Here is an 18,016-nt window from a genome sequence, read left to right as displayed (position 1 = left end):
ACATCGAAAAGCCCCTGTCAAGGCAGCTTTTCCGCCTTGACAGGGGCTTTTCGATGTGGCGACCGTGAGGTGATCAGCGAGGACCTCCCCACCCCACCACCAAACGCCTACATCAACTCCAGGACGAACGCGAGCTCCTGAGCCGCGTACCAGGCCAACTCGTGGTCCTCAGCACTACCCAACGCGAACTCGGCATCAGGATCACCCATGTCCGCAGCGTCGATCACCTCAACAGCCGCCCGCACGTCGTCCTCAGCCTCGGCAGTGTCGAGGTGCACGGAAGCGACCTCGCTCAACGCAACAGACCCCTCGACCTTCACCACGGAGTTGTCGAGATCAGGCCGCAACGTCACGTCGTCGAAATCAGCGGCGATGACCGCACGACGCGGCTCGGACTTCTCGTCGGCCGCGAGCAGCCGCAGCGACGCGCGGGCGGCGTCGAGCATGGCCGCGTACTCGAGTTCCTCGGTGTCGCCTGCGGCGTAGGACTCGCGCAGCATCGGGGTCAGCGCGAACGCGGTGCCCCCGATCGGGGCGAGCTGGCCGGACGCGACGAGGTCGCGCAGCATGGCGACGGTGGCCGGGATGTAGACCCTCATGGCTTCGCGGTTCCCATCAGTTCCTCCACCGACTCCTCGACCATGGCCGCGAGGACGTCCACATCGGACATGGCGTCGCGGTCGCCGTTCAGACCGAAGTAAACACCGCCGTCGTAGGACGTGACGCCGATGGCCAGAGCCTGCCCCTTCGCGAGCGGCACGACGGGGAAGATCTCGGTCATCTTCGCCCCTGCCGCGTACAACGGCACCTGGGGGCCTGGCACGTTCGTGACGATCACGTTGAACAGCCTGCGGGAGAACGAGCTGGCGGCCCGCGCGCCCATCGCGTGCAGCGTCGGCGGCGCGAACCCGGACACCCGGACGAGTGCGTCCGCGGCGACCGACTGGCCGGACTCCTTGTGCGCGCGCATCGCGTGGCTGATGTGGTGCAGACGCACGACCGGGTTCGGCTCGCCGACCGGCAGGTCGACCAGGTACGCGGACACGTTGTTGCCCGAGTCCGGGTCCGCGTCGCGCACGGACAGCGGCGCCATCGCGCGGATCGTGGTGCCGCTGGAGACGATCTCGCCCCTGCTGAGCAGCCAGTTCCGCAGCGCGCCTGACAGCGACGCGAGCACCACGTCGTTCACCGTGCCGCCGTGGGTCTTGCGCACCGAGCGCAGGTCGTCGAGCTTCGCGCGGGCCACGGCGAACCGGCGCTGCGGCGTGATGCGCACGTTCAGCGGGCTGCCCGGCGCGGGCGTGACGGCCGTGCGCAGCGCCGAGGCGAACCCGCCCAGTGCGCTGAAGACCTTCTCGACCGTGGCGACGGTGTCCATCGCGGCGGACCGGACGTTCTCGATCAGCTCACCCGGCCGCTGCACGACCTCGGTGACGGCGTCCGCGACGAGCTGCAGGCCGCTCGGCTCCGGCTGCGGCATCCACAGGTTCTCGACGGACCCGCGCGGCGTCGGCGACACGTCCAGCATGACCTGGCCGATCTCCAGCGCGGCGATGCCGTCGACGACGGCCTGGTGCGTCTTGGTGATCACCGCGGCCTGGTCGTTCGCGAGGCCTTCGACGAGGTAGATCTCCCACAGCGGCCGGTGGTGGTCCAGCGGCCGCGACATGAGGCGGGCGACCAGGTCGTGCAGCTGCGCGTCGCTGCCCGGCTTCGGGAGCGCGGACCGGCGCACGTGGTAGGTCACGTCGAAGTCCGGGTCGTCCACCCAGACGGGCCGCGCGATGCGGCCGGGCACGTGCACGACCTTCTGCCGGTAGCGCGGGACGAGCGACAGGCGCTGCTCGATCAGGCTGACGAGCTTGTCGTAGTCGAACCCCGACTTGGGCCTGCGGAAGACGGCGACGCCGCCGACGTGCATCGGCGTCGTGGAGTCCTCCAGGTACAGGAACGAGGCGTCCAGCGCTGACAGTCGGTCCGGCATGAGATCAGCCTAGTGCTGATAGTGCTCCACCAGCTTGCGCAGTGCCTCACGCTCGTCCGCGTCACGGTCGTGGCGCGCGAGCCGGATCTCGGCCGCTTCCGGGATCGCCTCCGCGACGTTGCCCGCGTCCGCCAAGAAGGCCTTCAGGAACCGCCACCGCGCGAGCCGCCGCGACGGGCGCAGTTTCGCCACCGCCATCGTCAGCCAGCTGAGCGCCACGTCGACCTTGCGGTCGCCGCGAGTCGCGCAGGCCCAGTCGAGCACGACCGGCCCGTCCGGTCCCATCACGACGTTGCCGGGGTGCAGGTCGAGGTGCAGCAGGTCGCCGTCGCCGTCGAGGAAGTCCGGCGCGGGGACGTCGTCGAGCCTGCGGTGCAGCGCGGCGAGGGTGCGGCCGAGCGAGCCAGCCCGCCACGGCTTCGCCCCGACCTCCGAGGACATCCGCGGCCCTGGCACGTACTCCATGACCAGCTCGTCCGGTGTGACGTCGTGCACACGCGGCACGGGCATCCCGTGGCCTGCCAGGTACTGCATCAACGCCGCTTCCGCACGCAGGTCACGCCCCGTACGTGTGCGTTTGACCAGCAGGCCGTCCGGACGCAGGTAGACGTCCGACTCGCGACCGCTGGCCAGATGTTGACCTTGCGCGACGATGCGCATACTGGAGGTCATGTGACGATCATCATGAAAGACTGGCGAAACGCAAGCCCCAATCGGGTACGGGAGACTGTTCGGCGTGGAAATTTCGCCCAAAGACCGCTTCGTCACCGTCTACGGCCGCAAGCCTGTGCTGGAGGCCCTCGACGACCCTCAGCTCGAGGTGGACAAGGTGGTTCTCGCCGACACAGCGCGTGGCGCCGCCGCACGTGAGATCGTCGACGCCGCACGTCAGCGCGGTGTCGAGGTGCAGAGGGCGACCGCCCAGCGGGTCAAGGTGCTCGCCGGCAACGGCAAGCAGGACCAGGGCGTGCTCGCCGACGTCGTCGCGCCGCGGATGCTCCCGCTGACGCTCGGGCTGCGGAGCAACCCGCGCTCGGTGCTCGTGCTGGACGGCATCACCACGCCCGCGAACGTCGGCATGATCCTGCGGACCGCGACCGCGGCCGGCATCGAGGGCATCGTCGTCCCGCGACGGGGTGTCGCGTCGATCGACCCGCTCGTGGTCAAGGCGTCCGCGGGCGTGGCGTTCCGGGCGCCGGTGCTGCGCTGCGCGACGGCCGCCGAAGCGGCCGCCGAGCTGAGCGCGTCCGGATATCCGTTGTACGCACTCGATTCACACGCACGCGAATCCATTTACACCGCCGATTTGCCGGCGAAAGCGGCATTCGTGCTCGGCAGTGAGACTTCCGGAATCACGGACGATGTGCGCCCGCACATCACCAACTGGATTTCCATTCCGATGGCGGCGGGCGTCGAGTCGCTGAACGTGGCATCGGCCGCCGCGGTGCTCTGCTTCGAGCTGGTGCGGCGGCGTCAGGTCTAGCGCCGCCAGTCCACGTGGTAGTCGCGCACCCAGACGGGCCCGAGCACGGAGTAGCAGTCGGCACGTGAGCCGTTGCGCTGGTCGGTCCACACGTAGTTCCCGTACGAGTACCAGCTCGACAGGGTGGTCTCGCAGTGCGCGACGGCCCGGTATTCGCGCGGGCGCCTGCTGTCGCAGAACACCTCCACACTTCGGTCGCCCCGCGAGTAGTCCGAGCTGCACCCCCGTTCCTCATGAGCTGACGCGGGTACAGCGATTGCCGTCGCAGCAATGGCGAGCACAACACCAGCGACGAGTCTTCGCATTTTCTCCCCTAAGCATTCGACAACCTGCGCAACCAAAGTTACTGAGCAGCCGAATGACGGGCAATTAGCGGATGCGGTGAACCGTCAATCGCGGAGAGCGATGGCTAGCAGGGTCTCGAGTTCCTCGAGGGTGGACCGTGTCGACCGATGGTGGACGCCGACCATGCCCGCCCGCGCGGCGCCGCGCACGTTCACCGCGAGGTCGTCGACGAAGACGCACTCCTCCGGCTTCAGGTTCATCCGGCGCGCGGTGAGCAGGTAGATCTCCTCGTCGGGCTTGCCGAGCCCGACCTCGCCGGAGATGACGGTGACGTCGAACAGCGGCGCCCAGTCGCTCGGCGGCGACCACCAGCCGTCGGCGTTGGACAGCAGCGCCGTGCGCAGGCCGTGCTCCTTGGCCCGGCGCAACGCGGTCAGCAGCGGTGGTTCGGGCGCGCCGTCCTCACCGTGATCGGTGAGCACGCCCCCGAAGTCGAGCACCAGTCCTCGCAGCACTCCCGCAACCTACAAGCAAAACGGCCCAGGTCGGTGGTGACCTGGGCCGTTCCGCACGCGGTACTAGCGCTTGCGCTGGTTCTTCTGCTGCTGACGCTGCTGCGCGCGACGCTCCTTGCGGGTGGCGGCGTTCGCACCGTCACCGGCCGCGTCGGCGTGCTTCTCGACGCCGCCGTCCTCGGCCGGGCCGCTGTAGTTCAGCTGCTGCGCCTGGCCGGGGCCGCCGAGGCCCTTGCCGCGCAGAGCGGGCGGGATCGCGGCACCCTGCAGCTGGGCCATGGCCGGACCGGCCGGGGCCTCGTGCTGCTGACGCTGCTGCTGAGCGGCAGCGGCGGCACGGGCGCGCGAGCGGGACGCCGACTGGGTCGGCTGGAGAGGCTGCGGCGTCTGCGACAGCAGCACCGGCACCTCGGGCTCCGGCTGCGGCTCGGGCTCGGCGGCCTCGACCTGCAGGTTGAACAGGAACCCGACGGTCTCCTCCTTCAACGCCTCCGTCATGGCGTTGAACATGTCGAAGCCCTCGCGCTGGTACTCGATGAGGGGGTCGCGCTGCGCCATCGCGCGCAGGCCGATGCCCTCCTTCAAGTAGTCCATCTCGTAGAGGTGCTCGCGCCACTTGCGGTCCAGCACGGACAGCAGCACGCGACGCTCCAGCTCGCGCATGGCGCCCTCGCCGACGCGGCCGTCGATCTCGGCCTCACGGGCGCGGTACGCCTCGAGCGCGTCCTCGACCATGACCTGCGTCAGGTACTCGCGCGTGACGTCCTCGTCGCCCTCGACGATCTCCTTCCAGTCCAGCTTGACCGGGTAGAGGGTCTTGAGCGCGGTCCAGAGCTTCTCGAAGTCCCAGTCCTCGGCGTAGCCGTCCGAGGTCGCACCGCTGACGTACTCGGTGACGACGCTCTCCAGCATGTGCTCGACCTGGTCGCGGAGGTCCTCGCCGGCGAGCACGCGGCGGCGCTCGTCGTAGATGACCGTGCGCTGGCGGTTCATGACCTCGTCGTACTTGAGGACGTTCTTGCGGATCTCGAAGTTCTGCTGCTCGACCTGCGTCTGCGCGCTGCGGATGGCCCTGGTGACCATCTTGTGCTCGATCGGCACGTCGTCCGGCACGTTGAGGCGCGTCATGACGGCCTCGACCATCGACGCGTTGAACCGGCGCATCAGCTCGTCCTTGAGGGACAGGTAGAAGCGCGACTCGCCGGGGTCGCCCTGACGGCCGGTGCGGCCGCGGAGCTGGTTGTCGATGCGGCGCGACTCGTGGCGCTCGGTGCCGAGCACGTAGAGACCACCGGCGGCGCGGACCTCATCGGCCTGCGCCTTGCCCGTGATCGTGAGCTCCTCGATGAGCTTCGACCAGGCGGCCTCGTACTCCTCCGGCGTCTCCACCGGGTCGAGGCCCTGCTCGCGCAGCTCGTGGTCCGCGATGATGTCCGGGTTGCCGCCGAGCACGATGTCCGTACCGCGTCCGGCCATGTTCGTCGCGACCGTGACAGCGCCCTTGCGGCCGGCCAGCGCGATGATCAGCGCCTCGCGGTCGTGGTGCTTCGCGTTCAGAACCTCGTGCGGGACACCCTTGCGCACCAGCAACTTCGACAGGTACTCGGAACGCTCGACGCTCGTCGTACCGATCAGGACCGGCTGGCCCTTCTCGTGCTTCTCGACGATGTCCTCGGCGACCGCCTCGAACTTCGCCTCCTCGCTCTTGTAGACGAGGTCCGGCTGGTCCTTGCGCTGCGCGGGCCGGTTCGTCGGGATCGGCACGACGCCCAGCTTGTAGGTCTGGTGGAACTCGGCCGCCTCGGTCTCGGCGGTACCGGTCATGCCGCCCAGCTTGTTGTACAGGCGGAAGTAGTTCTGCAGCGTGATCGTGGCGAGCGTCTGGTTCTCCGCCTTGATCTCGACGCCTTCCTTGGCCTCGATCGCCTGGTGCATGCCCTCGTTGTAGCGGCGACCGGCGAGCACGCGGCCGGTGAACTCGTCGACGATCATGACTTCACCGTTGCGGACGATGTAGTCCTTGTCCTTGGTGAAGAGCTCCTTGGCCTTGAGCGCGTTGTTCAGGTAGCCGACCAGCGGCGTGTTCGCGGCCTCGTAGAGGTTCTCGATGCCCAGCTGGTCCTCGATGAACGCGACACCGGCCTCGGAGACGCCGACCGTGCGCTTGCGCTCGTCGACCTCGTAGTGGACGTCCTTCTTCAGCAGCGGCGACATGCGCGCGAACTCGACGTACCAGCGAGCGGACTGCTCGGCCGGGCCGGAGATGATCAGCGGCGTGCGGGCCTCGTCGATCAGGATCGAGTCGACCTCGTCGACGATCGCGAAGTTGTGGCCGCGCTGCACGCACTCGTCCAGGCTCCACGCCATGTTGTCGCGCAGGTAGTCGAAGCCGAACTCGTTGTTCGTGCCGTAGGTGATGTCCGCGTGGTACGCGGCGCGCCGCTGCTCCGGCGTCATCTCGCTGAGGATCGCGCCGACCTTGAGGCCGAGGAAGCGGTGGATGCGGCCCATCCAGTCCGCGTCGCGCTTGGCCAGGTAGTCGTTCGTCGTGACGACGTGGACGCCCTCGCCGGACAACGCGTTGAGGTACACCGGGAGCACCGAGGTCAGGGTCTTGCCCTCACCGGTGCGCATCTCGGCGATCTGCCCGAGGTGCAGCGCCGCGCCACCCATGAGCTGCACGTCGAACGGCCGCTGCCCGAGCGTGCGCTTGGCCGCCTCACGCGCGACGGCGAAGGCCTCCGGCAGCAGCTCGTCGAGCGTCTCGCCCTCGGTGTAGCGCTTCTTGAACTCGTCCGTCTTCGCGCGCAGCTCGGCGTCGGAGAGGTCGACCACTTCGTCTTCGAGGTGGTTGATGTGCTCTGCGATCTTGCTCAGGCGCCTGAGCATCTTGCCCTCGCCGGCGCGGAGCAGTCGGGACAGCACCATCTGGGATGACCTCATTACCTCATCGCGACGCGCCCACTGCGGACGCCTTTCCCCTGCCCATCGTAGGCAAGCCGCCAAGGTGTGCGCACAGACACAGCCCAATCGCACCTGACGACTGGTCAGGCGCTGGTCAGACGGCTGTGCGCCCCCTCGGCACCTGCCTTTCAACGAGCCTGGGGCGCCTGAGGTTCCCGGCGTTTCCACCTGGGCGTGGCGAGCTCCACCTGGGTGTGGCCGAGTGGCTCCTTGCGCGGAATGCCGCGAACGCCGCATCACGTGCGCGAACGGACAACTCGGCGCTGATGAATGGCCAAGTCGGCGGTAAAGCCAACGCGCGCGCACGTGGGCGAGGAGGCCACCGCGTACGAGCTGCGAACTGCGGGTTCGCGGGGCGAACCGGCAGAGGTCACGCGCTGCCAGTCATGCGCGATCGCGTGTCTGCCCCAGGCAATCGCAGTGGTCGCGCCCCCGCCCCGGCAATCACAGCGCCGCCTGCTCCGCACTCGCAACACGCCGCTTCGGCGCCGCCGCGGAGGTCCGCTCCCACGTGGACGCGACGCGGCCCTCGCACGCGAGGGTGTGCGAGGGCCGCAATGGTCGTCAGTGGATGGATGCCTTCACGTGGATCAGGCGAGCCTGATCACGCCGTAGTCGAATCCCTTCCGGCGGTAGACGACGCTGGGGCGTCCGCAGTCGGCGTCTGAGAACAGGTAGAAGTCGTGTCCGACCAGTTCCATCTCGTAGAGGGCCTGGTCGACGGTCATGGGCTTCGCGGTGTGCTCCTTCTCGCGCACTACGCGTCCGGGAAGCTGGTCCTCGAGGCCGTCGTCCCACCGCTGCGCGGGCACTTCCGCCATGCCCTCGTAGTCGGCCTCGGGTGCGTCGAGCAACGCGGTCTTGCCGCGCCGTGATGCCTGGGCCTGACCGTTGAGGTCGGCCGGTGCGGAGGAGGAGATGTCCCCCAGTCCGCTTGTCGCTTCCGCCACCGAAATCGGGCCTCGGCGCCCGTGGTGGACGCGCCTCCGGTCGTGCGACCGACGGAGACGGTTCTCGAGCTTCGCGACCGCTGAATCGAGCGCGGCGTAGAAGTCACCCGCGCAGGCTTCGGAACGGACCACAGGTCCACGTCCCTTGCCGGTGATTTCGACACGCTGGCAGTTCTTCGACTGCCTGCGGTTCGGTTCGTGGAAAAGCTCCACGTCGAAGCGGATGACCTTGCGGTCGTAGCGCTCAAGCCGGGCCAGCTTTTCGGCGACGTGCACCCTGTAGTGATCGGGCACCTCGACGTTGCGGCCCTTAACGACGATGTCCATACACGACCTCCCTCGCCTTTACTGCGAGCTTTGGCATTGGACTTGATTCGGGGCGCCGTTGGCGATCTTCAGATCTGCCAGGAGTCGCTGAGGGTCGTTCCTCGGCACTTTCACGGCGCCAGGGTCATGGGCTGTTCGCCTCCTCCCCGCGGGCCGGATGGGCTGATAGCGGTGCACGTTAGCTCGGGTTTCGTTCCGGCAACAGCCCCCGAGCCGGGGGAACTCGCGGAAAATTCTGCGAGTACGCAGCGTGACGACCGAGGGCCACCCGCCGTGTGCCGAGCGTGCCACGACACCCTGCTCACGGCACGCTGCTCACCCGGACGGCGCAGCGTCGCACCGGCACCCGTCGGCAGCGTGACTGCGTCGAACGGGTCCTGTCGCGGCGTCATACCCGGCCAACGGGCGACGCACCCGTCATGTTCCCGAAACACAGAGGAACTTCGCGGAACTTCCGCGGATGGTGCGACGCGAGTGAGAAGTATTCGCAAACTCAGCTGACCAGCGGTTATTCATGAATGCACCGGAACTACCCATCGGTAGTGGTTGCGGAACGCCTGGTCGCGGTCACCTCGAATGGATTGCATGAGTCCGCAACAAATCCTCCCTTCTGGGCGGTTCGGTAGTTCCCGATCTTCAACGGGTGCTGGATCGATGGTGCCGACCTGCGCAAACGGGTGGCAGCAACAGGTTCTGGTGATCAACTCGGCGCGGCGAACTTCACCCTTGTGGGCGGCCACGCCGAGGGCCAATTGAGACATGCCGGGTTGCGGCACTGGTCAGCGCGAGGACCGCGCGCACCCTCACGTCCGCCTGGGACAGTGCCGAAACGCACGCCCGAGCCGTTGCGCCGCTGGTCACGACGTCGTCGAGGAGGACGACGTCCGCAGCCGGCGGCGGGCGGCGCAGCTTGACCTTGTCCTGCAGGTTGCGAATCCGGGCCTGGGTGTCGAGCCCCACCGAGTCCTGGACACCGCTTTCCACGGCGAGCACCGGCGCCGAAAAAGAGTTCTGGACACGCTCCGCGATTCTCACCATGTGGTCACCTCCGCGGCCCCGAGCGGCCCGGCGGGTCGACGGAGCGGGCACGAGGCACCACGGAGGTGGCGACAGAGCAGGGAGCGCGAGTCCTACGAGGACGGCGAAGAAGTCCGCCAACGTGTGGCGGCCCCGTTCCTTGAACGCGAGCACCAACTGGCGCGCGGCACCGTGGTAGTCGGCCAGCGCGTAGACGGGTGGCCCCTTGCCGACGGTCGGAACCGGGAACGGCGGACCGAAGGCGGACTGGCAGCGGCGGCACGCGTCCACGCCCCGCACACCGCAGGCCGCGCACGTGACGGGGAGGACCAGGCTCAGGAAGTTCATGAGCCCAGCATGGCGGCGGGGTCTGACAATCAGCCGGGGTAGAACACGACCGCGCCCGGATCCGGTTTGATCGGGTTCGACCGCCACACGTCCGTGGTCTCCGAAGCGGTCCACAGTCCGCTGTGGTCGACGGCCAGCACCTGCCTGCTCACCGCGGCCGTCACCGACGTGACGGGCACGGTCAGGTTCGACTGGTTGTACCGCTCGAACCGCGACCCGTCGAGGTACACGCGCGTCACCGGGTTCGACGCCAGCGAACTGGACACCACGAGGAAGTCCTGCGACAGCCAGTCCACCGACTGCACGGACGCGCCGAGCACGGCGGGCAGCAGCTGGCGGGGCGTGCGGATCGACACGGACGCGTCCTGCGAGTTGCGCACCACCGCGGCCACGTAGAGCTTGCCGCCGATGACCATGCTGACGCGCGTGCCGTCGCGCGACAGCCGCAGTTCGCTGATTTGACCGAACCCGCCCAGCTCGGCGGTGTTGACGGCACCGGCCGTCCACACGCCGTTGTCGCCGCGCGTCACGCGGGCCACGTTGGCGCCGTCGGCGACGGTCCACAGCTCGTTGGACGGCTCGCGCCCCTCGGTGCTCAGCAGCCACGTCGGACGGGTCAGAGTGGACGCGGGCAGGCCGACCTCGGTGAGGCCCTGTTCCTTGTCCCCCACCAGGAGGCGCACACCGGACCCGGTCTTGCCGACCACGGCCAGGCGCGAACCGTCGAGCGACTGCGCGGCCGACACGGCGTTGTACTCGCCCGCACCGGCGGGGCCCTTGATGGGGTTGCCGTCGGAGATCGAGCGGATCAGCCCGCCCGTCACGATCATGCCGCCCTCGTTGGGGTTCGGCGTGATCAGTGCCTCGCCGGTCTGCACGTCGGACGGGCGCCACTCGCGCTGGTCTCCCGGCAGGATCGGCGCGCCGTCCACCAGCACGCGGATGCGGCTGCTCGTCACGCCGGACAACGACTTCACGACCTGCGCGACGACCTGCTTGCGGATCTGCGGGGTCAGGTCACCGAGCTTGGTGAGGTTGACCTCGAGCGCGCCGTCGTCGGCTTCCTTGGTGCCCGCGTGAACCGCCTGGCCGCCGAGTGCGCTGAACAACGCGCCCCGCACGCCGCCGCCGGGCCCGCGGACCAGCAGTTCGCTGACGCGCTGCGGGATCTCGGTCGACGGCGGGATCACGACGTAGCGGGAGTCCGGCACGAGCACGCTGAACTCGGGGTTGAAGAAGTACAGGGTGACGCGCTTGTAGTAGTCCAGGAACCGGGTCTGCGTCATGTAGACGCCGTCCGGCGGCTCGGAGATCCGCCACTGGTTGTCGTTGTTGCGCTCGACCTTGATGGCCCGGTTCAGGTCCGTCGTCAGCGGCACGTACGAGCTGTCGGTCTCCAGCCTGCCGAGGTTCTTGCCCTGCAGCAGAACGACCTGCTGCTTCTCCTCCGGCGCCTGGGTCGTCGGCACGGTCGAGAAGCTCGGGTCGATGATCGTGGGCGACTTGGTCTCCCACCGCTTCCGCGCGTCCTCGGTCAGGTACGCCTTGGCCTCGGCGAAGTCCGCCTCCGGGTTCGCGGACGCGTCGACGAAGTTGCGCACCAGGGTGAGCGCGTCGATGTCCTTGGCCGGCTGCGGCGCGTTCGCCGTGCGGACCTTCGACTCCGACGGGTCGATCGGTTTCGGCGCGGTGTTCGTCGGGATCGCCGCGCAGCCGGTGAGCAGCACCGCGACGAGCGCGATCACGAAGCGCTTCACCGGACCTCCTCGCGTTCGGCGTCCACCGGCTCGGCCGGTTGCCAGGTGATCTCCTCCGGCGTCAGCTCGACGTCCTCGGTGGACACCGGCGCCTCGACCGGGGTCTCGACCACGGCAACCGGCGGAAGGTGTTCGGGCGCAAGGGGAAGCGGACTGCTGCGCACCTCGCTGCCGTGCGTGCGCGGCAACGTCAGGCGGAACACGGCGCCGTGGCCCTGCTCGCCCCATGCCTCGAGCCAGCCGCCGTGCAGCCGCGCGTCCTCCAGCGAGATCGACAGGCCGAGCCCGGTGCCACCGGTGCGCCGGTTGCGGGACGGGTCCGCCCGCCAGAAGCGGCTGAACACCAGCTCCGCCTCGCCGGGACGCAGGCCGACTCCGTGGTCCCGCACGGTGATCGCGACCGCGTGCTCGTCGCCGCGCATGGTCAGCTCGACCGGCATGGCCTCGCCGTGGTCGACCGCGTTCGCGAGCAGGTTGCGCAGAATCCGTTCCACACGACGGGAGTCCAGCTCCGCGATGACCTCATCGTCCGGCAGGTCCAGGACAATCGGCGAGCCCGCGTTGTTAGCGATCGCTCGCACCGAGTCGTGCGCGCGACGCGCGAGCACGCGCAGGTCCACCTGCTCGGCGGACAGTTCCTCGACGCCCGCGTCCAGCCGGGAGATCTCCAGCAGGTCGCCCAGCAACGACTCGAACCTGTCGAGCTCGTCGACCAGCAGCTCGGTCGACCGCGCCAGTCCGGCGGGGAACTGCTCGCGTGACGCGTGCAGCACGTCCGCGGCCATGCGCACGGTCGTCAACGGCGTGCGCAGCTCGTGCGACACGTCGGAGGTGAAGCGGCGCTGCAGCTGGCCGAACTCCTCCAGCTGCTTGATCTGCGCCTGGATGCCCTCGGCCATCTCGTTGAACGACTCGGCGAGCCGCGCCACGTCGTCCTCGCCGACGACCGGCATGCGTTCGTCCAAGGACCCGTCGGCGAACCGCTCGGCGACCTCGGCGGCCTGCCGGACGGGCCGGACCACCTGGCGCGTCACGAGGTTCGCGATGAGCGCGAGCAGCATCAGCAGCACGATGCCGCCGACCACGAGCGTGCTCTGCACGACCTCGGCCGTGCGCTGCTCCGCGGTCAGCGGGAAGATCAGGTAGAGCTGCATCGCCCGCGCCGAGCTGTTCACCGGCACGCCGACGACGAGCAGCGTGGTCTGGCCGCTCGACCGGTTCACGGTGTGGATCTGCGACGCCGAGTTGCCGCTGTTCTCGACCATCTCGCGCAACGACAGCGGGACGTCGTTGATCGGCCCCTCGGACGGCGGGAGACCGTCGGAACCGACGGTGTCGCCGTCCACCAGCACCGGCTCGAACGCGCCCGCACCGGCCGTCGTCGCGTCCTGGCCCGCGCCACCGATCGCCAACTTGTTGATGGCACTGGTGAAACGCGACTTCACGCTGTCCGGTCCGGGGTTGAGCCCGGCGAGGTCGTTCTGCACGGCCTGCTGGCTCGCGCGCGCCTGCCGGACCGCCGCCTGCTCCTTCGTGTCCAGCAGCTGGTTGGTGATCTGCATCTGCAGCACCATTCCCAGCACGAACACGACGGCCGACGACAGCGCCAGCGTCGACACGACGACCCTCAGCTGCAGCGAACGCCGCCACAGCTCACCGAACGCGATCCAGCGTCGTCGCGCCTCATCGGCTGCGCGCTGCACCCTCGCGACGACCAGCCGGACCGCCTTCATGCGCGGTACCTCACGGGGGGCCGGCCTTGTACCCGACACCGCGGACGGTCAGCACGACCTCCGGGTGCTCGGGATCGCGTTCCACCTTGGACCTCAGTCGCTGCACGTGGACGTTCACCAGCCGGGTGTCCGCCGCGTGGCGGTAGCCCCACACCTGCTCCAGCAGCACCTCGCGGGTGAACACCTGGCGCGGCTTGCGGGCGAGCGCGACCAGCAGGTCGAACTCGAGCGGGGTGAGCTGGATCGGACGACCCTCGCGGAGAACCTCGTGACCGGGGACGTCGATCGTCAGGTCACCGATCTGCAAGACCTCAGCGGGCTCTGCCTCAGTCCGGCGGAGGCGCGCCCGGATGCGGGCGACCAGCTCCTTCGGCTTGAACGGCTTCACGACGTAGTCGTCAGCGCCGGACTCCAGTCCGAGCACGACGTCGACCGTGTCGCTCTTCGCGGTCAGCATCACGATGGGCACGCCGGACTCGGAGCGGATCGCCTTGCAGACGTCGATGCCGTTCATTCCCGGCAGCATGAGGTCGAGCAGCACGAGGTCTGGCTTGAGCTCGCGCAGCGCGGGCAGGGCTCGCGCACCGTCGGCGACAACCGCGGTGTCGAAGCCCTCTCCACGCAACACGATGGTCAACATCTCCGCCAGGGCGGGGTCGTCGTCCACGACGAGCACGCGTGCCTTCATACCCAACATCGTCGCACTGCCGCTCGCGCGTTCGCGCACCGCCCAGGCTCCGCTGCCGGTTCCATAGCTGGTGGTGGCGCCTTGTGTCCGGTGCGTAACCATGTCCACCTCGCCCGATCCGGTCGGTTCGTCGCCCGACTATCCGCGCGAGACTCACATTTCGTTACGAACGCCCTGGGCCAGCCAGATGCGCGCGTCGCCCACTTTCACCGGGTCGGTGATGGCGGGAATCGACCTGTTGTGCCTGGTGGCGAGCTCGGACTGGTGCGTGGTCGCCGCGGTCCAGCCGTGCCTGCCGAGCCACTCGACCGGGTTTTCCACATCGGACTGCCACCGCGCGTCGAGCTCGTCGAACCGGTCGTGCACGGCGCGCATCTGCGGCAGATCGCGGAACGCGCGGTTGACGTGCTCCAGCGCGATCCGGCTCCCGGCGGCCGACAGACCGCCGACGAGTCGCAGCAGCTGCTCGACCGCGTCGACCGGGAGGAACATCAGCAGACCTTCGAGCAGCCACGCCGTCGGCTTGCGCGGGTCGAAGCCCGCCTCGAAGAGCGCCCTCGGCCAGTCCTCGCGCAGGTCGCACGCCACCGCGACGCGCTCGCACGACGGCGCGGCCTCCAGCGCATCCAGCGCCTGCTGCTTGAAGTCCAGCAGGTCGGGGAGGTCGATCTCGAACACGCTGGTGCCCGGCCGCCACGGCAGCCGGTACGCCCTGGTGTCCAGGCCCGACGCCATGATCACGACCTGGGTGCACCCGGCTGTTGTTGTGGCTGTCGACAGGTAGTCGTCGAAATATCTCGTGCGCAGCACGAAGTGGTCGCCCGCCAGGTTGCGGACGCCGCTGAGGTCGGTCGCCGATCCCGCTGCCCTGACCAGCGGCGCCGCGAGGGGGTCGTCGAACAGCCGATCGAGATGACGCTGCTCGTTCGCACGGGCCGCCGCGATCAGTACGGCCGTGCGGGCGACCCCAACGGGCTGCCGGTGCAGAACGCGCTTCAAAACGTAACCTCCCACACACTCTGTGTGACATAAGATCACACGATCGTGTCAGTCGGTGACGCACGTGAGCGACCACTCACCGGGTGAAGAGCCGTCCCAAAAGGTCAGAAAAGTTCACGTTTGACGCTCCGTCGACCACTTGCCAAGGGGCCAGCCAGCCGTCCGCGGCAAGTCCGTCGTACACCGCAGCGCACCGCGCCTGGAGGCCGCCGTCCGACTCGTAGAGGTCACGCGCGCGCTCGGCGTCCGCCGCCTCGCGCCGTGCGGCGCGCTCGGCCGCGACGTCCGTCGACACCTTCAGCAGCAGGTGCAGGTCCGGCACCGGGAGCTTGAACCGGTCGATCTCCAGCGCGCGCACCCACTCGACGAACTCGCCGCGGGAGTCCTGACGCAGCCGCGCCGCGCCGTACGCGGCGTTCGACGCGACGTACCGGTCCAGCAGCACGACGTCGAACCTCTCCAGGTCGGCCCGGATCTCGTCGGCCGCGTCACGCCGGTCCAGCGCGTAGAGGACCGACATGCCGTGGATCGACCCCGTCAGGTCGCCGAGCCTGCCGTGCAGCGCGTCCCGCACCAGGTCAGCGTGGACGTCCTCGCCGTAGCGCGGAAACGCGGAGGTCTTGACGGTCGCGCCTTGAAGATTCAGCGCCTCGGTCAGACCGGCGGCCAGCGTGCGCTTGCCCGCCCCGTCCAGACCTTCGATTACTACGAGCTTTCCCACCACCCAAGCCTAGTGAGCACGCTTGGCCACTCGACTGGAGGCACCACGTCCCCCACACGGGCGAAAAGAGATCTTTCGGTCACCAGATCGAGTGACTACGGTGAACAGTCTCCCGGCCGTGCGGAAGGTGGTGCCGCGGTGACCGCGGATTCGGGGCACGCCGATTCGGTTGACGGGCCGATCGGCCACCCGACTGGGGGTTTGCCGACCCCGCTTGCCGAGACGCTGCGTTACGGACCGTTTCACCGGGCGCTGCGCGAAGCGATCGCCCATCGCGGGCTGTCGCTCGCACGGTTGCGCGCGCATCTGGAACAGCTCGGCGTGCAGGTCGGCCAGTCCACGCTGAGCTACTGGCAACGCGGCCTGCGGCATCCCGAGGTCCCGCGCGCGATCGGCACGGTCCGCGCGCTGGAGACCGTGCTGCGGCTGCCGCCCGAGTCGCTGCTGGGGCTGATCGGACCGCGCCCGCAGCCGTACGCGCCGCGCCCGGTGCCCGCCGCGTTCGCCGAGCTGGCGTCGGCGTGGGCGGAGACGGCGCCGCTGCTGGCCGAGTTCGAGTCGGTGCCGGAGGCGGGACGCGGCAACGCGGAGCTGGAAGTGCTGTCCGTGCACGACACCGTGTCCATCGGCATGCACCGCGAACAACGCGCCATCACCACCCGGCTCGTCGTGCGCGCGATGCGCCAGGGGCCGGACAGGTATCTGGCCGTGCACCAGGGCGACGAGGGTTCGCTGATCGACAACGCGCTCGTGCGCGCGGGTGAGGGCTGCCGGCAGGGACGGTTGCGGCGGCAGAACGTCTCGCGCGGGCTGGCCGTCGAGCTGCTGTTCGACCGGCGGCTCGCCGAGGGCGAGGAGCACGTCTTCAGCTTCACGATCGTCGACGACACGGGCGGGCCGACGCCCGGCCATCACCGGACGTTCCGCGACGCCTGCGCTTCCTACCTGCTGCAGCTCTCCTTCCACCGGCGTGCTCTGCCCGCCCGCTGCATCAAGCAGTTCCGGGTGTCGGCGGAGGCCACTCCGGTCGACGTCGAGGAGCTCGTGTGCGGGCTCGGTGGCGTCGTCAGCGCCTACTACGGTCACGTGGGGCCGGGCATCGCCGGTGTCGCCGTGGAATGGACGTGACACCACCCGATCGGGGTCGCGTATGCACGACGGTCATCCCATAGCTTCCGACTTATGACGTGCATTCCGTCCACTCCGTACAGCCGTGACCTGGGCGACGAGCTGCGGCAGATACGGGACAAGCTGACCCCGCACAACGGCACCTGGATGGCCGAGCTGCTGGGGTGGGACCAGAGCAAGGTGTCCAACGTCGAGAACGGGAAGGTCCGCGCCAGCGAGATCGATCTCGTCCAGTACCTGACGACGTGCGGGAAGGACCGGGAGTACGTCGAGGACTTCCTCGACCGCTACCGCAACGCCTTCGACGCGTACTTCGTGCAGGTGCCGGAGAACCTGCGCACCATGGCCTTGGCCGAGTCGACCGCGGACACGATCACCAGCTACGACATGTCGGTGATCCCAGGTTTGCTGCAAACCGAGGACTACGCGCGCGAGCTGTGCATCGGGCTCGGGGTGCTGACGGAGGAGGAGATCGCAGCGGCTGTCCGCTTCCGGATGGACCGGCAGGCGATCCTGCGGCGGCAAGACCGGCCGAAGTGCATCTTCTTCGTGCACGAGAACGCGCTTCGGTTGCAGGTTGGCGGCGAGAAGATCATGCGGGAGCAGATCAAGCGGCTGCTGTTCCGCACCCACACCCTGCGGATCGTGCCGGACTCCAGCGGGCCTTCGGCCGCGTTCTCGAACCTCGTGCTGTGGCGGTACGAGAGAGCCGCGCCGGTGGTCTTCACGTCCAGCGATGTCGCGAAGGTGTTCGTGCAGGACGCGGCCGCAGTGGGTCGCTGCCAGTCGATCTTCGAACGCCTGGATGCGATCGCTATGGATGCAGGACAATCGCGGAAGGTGCTGATGGACCTCGTCAGCCAACCGCGAGAGGACCTCAATGGCCAAGGAATTCGTCTGGCGCAAGAGCAGCTATAGCGGCGGCAGTTCCGTCGACGACAACTGCGTCGAGGTGGCGTTCAGCGAGACGGTGCGCGTGCGTGACTCCAAGAACGCTCCAGGCCCCGAGCTGGGGTTCAGCGTCGGGGCCTGGCGGGCGTTCCTGATCAGCAGGGCGTGATCAGTAGCGGTAGTGCTCGGGCTTGAACGGGCCCTCGGCGTCCACGTCGATGTACTC

17 protein-coding genes are annotated in these 18,016 nt (G+C 68.7%); 4 read left to right on the top strand and 13 right to left on the bottom strand.

Annotated features, from left to right (window positions below; genetic code table 11):
• Positions 1–107: 107 nt before the first annotated feature.
• Genes FKR81_RS42155 through FKR81_RS42145 form a run of 3 tightly spaced genes read right to left on the bottom strand, consistent with a single transcriptional unit; the run spans position 108 to position 2,656 of the window.
• Complete coding sequence (locus FKR81_RS42155) at positions 108–599, bottom strand: DUF6912 family protein (RefSeq protein WP_146361081.1); 492 nt, start codon at positions 597–599, stop codon at positions 108–110.
• A complete protein-coding gene (locus FKR81_RS42150) occupies positions 596–1,984 on the bottom strand; it encodes a WS/DGAT/MGAT family O-acyltransferase (protein ID WP_146361080.1) in 1,389 nt (462 codons plus the stop codon). The genes FKR81_RS42155 and FKR81_RS42150 overlap by 4 nt, the downstream gene beginning before the upstream one ends.
• A 9-nt stretch (positions 1,985–1,993) precedes the next feature.
• Positions 1,994–2,656: a phosphotransferase gene (locus tag FKR81_RS42145; RefSeq protein WP_146361079.1), complete on the bottom strand. Its 663-nt coding sequence runs from the start codon at positions 2,654–2,656 to the stop codon at positions 1,994–1,996.
• A gap of 64 nt (positions 2,657–2,720) precedes the next feature.
• On the opposite strand from FKR81_RS42145, the gene FKR81_RS42140 reads away from it, so the two are divergent.
• Positions 2,721–3,467, top strand: coding sequence for a TrmH family RNA methyltransferase (locus FKR81_RS42140; protein ID WP_146361078.1), 747 nt, complete (start codon positions 2,721–2,723; stop codon positions 3,465–3,467).
• Here the strand turns inward: FKR81_RS42140 and FKR81_RS42135 are convergent.
• The 10 genes from FKR81_RS42135 to FKR81_RS42090 form a co-directional block, all read right to left on the bottom strand.
• Positions 3,464–3,655 (bottom strand): hypothetical protein, encoded by a 192-nt coding sequence (locus FKR81_RS42135; protein ID WP_146361076.1) that lies wholly within the window; start codon positions 3,653–3,655, stop codon positions 3,464–3,466. The genes FKR81_RS42140 and FKR81_RS42135 overlap by 4 nt on opposite strands.
• Positions 3,656–3,856: 201 nt before the next feature.
• Positions 3,857–4,267: an HAD-IA family hydrolase gene (locus tag FKR81_RS42130; RefSeq protein WP_146361074.1), complete on the bottom strand. Its 411-nt coding sequence runs from the start codon at positions 4,265–4,267 to the stop codon at positions 3,857–3,859.
• 63 nt (positions 4,268–4,330) lie between these two features.
• Complete coding sequence (secA, locus tag FKR81_RS42125) at positions 4,331–7,195, bottom strand: preprotein translocase subunit SecA (RefSeq protein WP_146361072.1); 2,865 nt, start codon at positions 7,193–7,195, stop codon at positions 4,331–4,333.
• Positions 7,196–7,821: 626 nt separating this feature from the next.
• Positions 7,822–8,508 (bottom strand): ribosome hibernation-promoting factor, HPF/YfiA family, encoded by a 687-nt coding sequence (hpf, locus tag FKR81_RS42120; RefSeq protein WP_146361071.1) that lies wholly within the window; start codon positions 8,506–8,508, stop codon positions 7,822–7,824.
• Positions 8,509–9,228: 720 nt separating this feature from the next.
• The gene (locus tag FKR81_RS42115; RefSeq protein WP_146361069.1) at positions 9,229–9,873 is read right to left on the bottom strand and encodes a ComF family protein; all 645 of its coding nucleotides are present in this window, start codon (positions 9,871–9,873) and stop codon (positions 9,229–9,231) included.
• 29 nt (positions 9,874–9,902) lie between these two features.
• Positions 9,903–11,630, bottom strand: a complete 1,728-nt coding sequence (locus FKR81_RS42110) for an LpqB family beta-propeller domain-containing protein (RefSeq protein WP_146361067.1) — start codon at positions 11,628–11,630, stop codon at positions 9,903–9,905.
• Positions 11,627–13,363 (bottom strand): MtrAB system histidine kinase MtrB, encoded by a 1,737-nt coding sequence (gene mtrB / locus FKR81_RS42105; protein WP_146361065.1) that lies wholly within the window; start codon positions 13,361–13,363, stop codon positions 11,627–11,629. Before mtrB ends, FKR81_RS42110 begins: the two co-directional genes overlap by 4 nt.
• Before the next feature lie 10 nt (positions 13,364–13,373).
• The gene (mtrA, locus tag FKR81_RS42100; protein WP_121009184.1) at positions 13,374–14,051 is read right to left on the bottom strand and encodes an MtrAB system response regulator MtrA; all 678 of its coding nucleotides are present in this window, start codon (positions 14,049–14,051) and stop codon (positions 13,374–13,376) included.
• 153 nt (positions 14,052–14,204) lie between these two features.
• The gene (locus FKR81_RS42095; protein WP_222598606.1) at positions 14,205–15,050 is read right to left on the bottom strand and encodes an SAM-dependent methyltransferase; all 846 of its coding nucleotides are present in this window, start codon (positions 15,048–15,050) and stop codon (positions 14,205–14,207) included.
• A gap of 76 nt (positions 15,051–15,126) precedes the next feature.
• The gene (locus FKR81_RS42090) at positions 15,127–15,771 is read right to left on the bottom strand and encodes a dTMP kinase (protein WP_146361063.1); all 645 of its coding nucleotides are present in this window, start codon (positions 15,769–15,771) and stop codon (positions 15,127–15,129) included.
• 201 nt (positions 15,772–15,972) lie between these two features.
• Here FKR81_RS42090 and FKR81_RS42085 point away from each other — a divergent pair, with 201 nt between their 5' ends.
• The 3 genes from FKR81_RS42085 to FKR81_RS42075 are packed head-to-tail and all read left to right on the top strand — an operon-like array spanning position 15,973 to position 17,959.
• On the top strand, positions 15,973–16,899 hold the full coding sequence (locus tag FKR81_RS42085) for a hypothetical protein (protein WP_235922230.1): 927 nt from the start codon (positions 15,973–15,975) through the stop codon (positions 16,897–16,899).
• Positions 16,900–16,953: 54 nt separating this feature from the next.
• Positions 16,954–17,817: a helix-turn-helix domain-containing protein gene (locus FKR81_RS42080; RefSeq protein WP_146361059.1), complete on the top strand. Its 864-nt coding sequence runs from the start codon at positions 16,954–16,956 to the stop codon at positions 17,815–17,817.
• Positions 17,780–17,959, top strand: coding sequence for a DUF397 domain-containing protein (locus FKR81_RS42075; protein WP_146361057.1), 180 nt, complete (start codon positions 17,780–17,782; stop codon positions 17,957–17,959). Before FKR81_RS42080 ends, FKR81_RS42075 begins: the two co-directional genes overlap by 38 nt.
• Positions 17,960–18,016: the final 57 nt, after the last annotated feature.

This window comes from Lentzea tibetensis (genome assembly GCF_007845675.1).
Lineage (GTDB): Bacteria > Actinomycetota > Actinomycetes > Mycobacteriales > Pseudonocardiaceae > Lentzea > Lentzea tibetensis.
The sequence above is the reverse complement of the archived record's forward strand: the minus strand, read 5'-3'. Positions and strand labels throughout refer to the sequence as shown.

Excerpts from the sequence above, each read along its gene's own strand:
- FKR81_RS42155 (WP_146361081.1), bottom strand. The coding sequence starts at position 599 with ATGAGGGTCTACATCCCGGCCACCGTCGCCATGCTGCGCGACCTCGTC.
- FKR81_RS42150 (WP_146361080.1), bottom strand. The coding sequence starts at position 1,984 with ATGCCGGACCGACTGTCAGCGCTGGACGCCTCGTTCCTGTACCTGGAG.
- FKR81_RS42145 (WP_146361079.1), bottom strand. The coding sequence starts at position 2,656 with ATGACCTCCAGTATGCGCATCGTCGCGCAAGGTCAACATCTGGCCAGC.
- secA (WP_146361072.1), bottom strand. The coding sequence starts at position 7,195 with ATGGTGCTGTCCCGACTGCTCCGCGCCGGCGAGGGCAAGATGCTCAGG.
- hpf (WP_146361071.1), bottom strand. The coding sequence starts at position 8,508 with ATGGACATCGTCGTTAAGGGCCGCAACGTCGAGGTGCCCGATCACTAC.
- FKR81_RS42115 (WP_146361069.1), bottom strand. The coding sequence starts at position 9,873 with ATGAACTTCCTGAGCCTGGTCCTCCCCGTCACGTGCGCGGCCTGCGGT.
- mtrB (WP_146361065.1), bottom strand. The coding sequence starts at position 13,363 with ATGAAGGCGGTCCGGCTGGTCGTCGCGAGGGTGCAGCGCGCAGCCGAT.
- mtrA (WP_121009184.1), bottom strand. The coding sequence starts at position 14,051 with ATGAAGGCACGCGTGCTCGTCGTGGACGACGACCCCGCCCTGGCGGAG.
- FKR81_RS42080 (WP_146361059.1), top strand. The coding sequence starts at position 16,954 with ATGACGTGCATTCCGTCCACTCCGTACAGCCGTGACCTGGGCGACGAG.
- FKR81_RS42075 (WP_146361057.1), top strand. The coding sequence starts at position 17,780 with ATGGCCAAGGAATTCGTCTGGCGCAAGAGCAGCTATAGCGGCGGCAGT.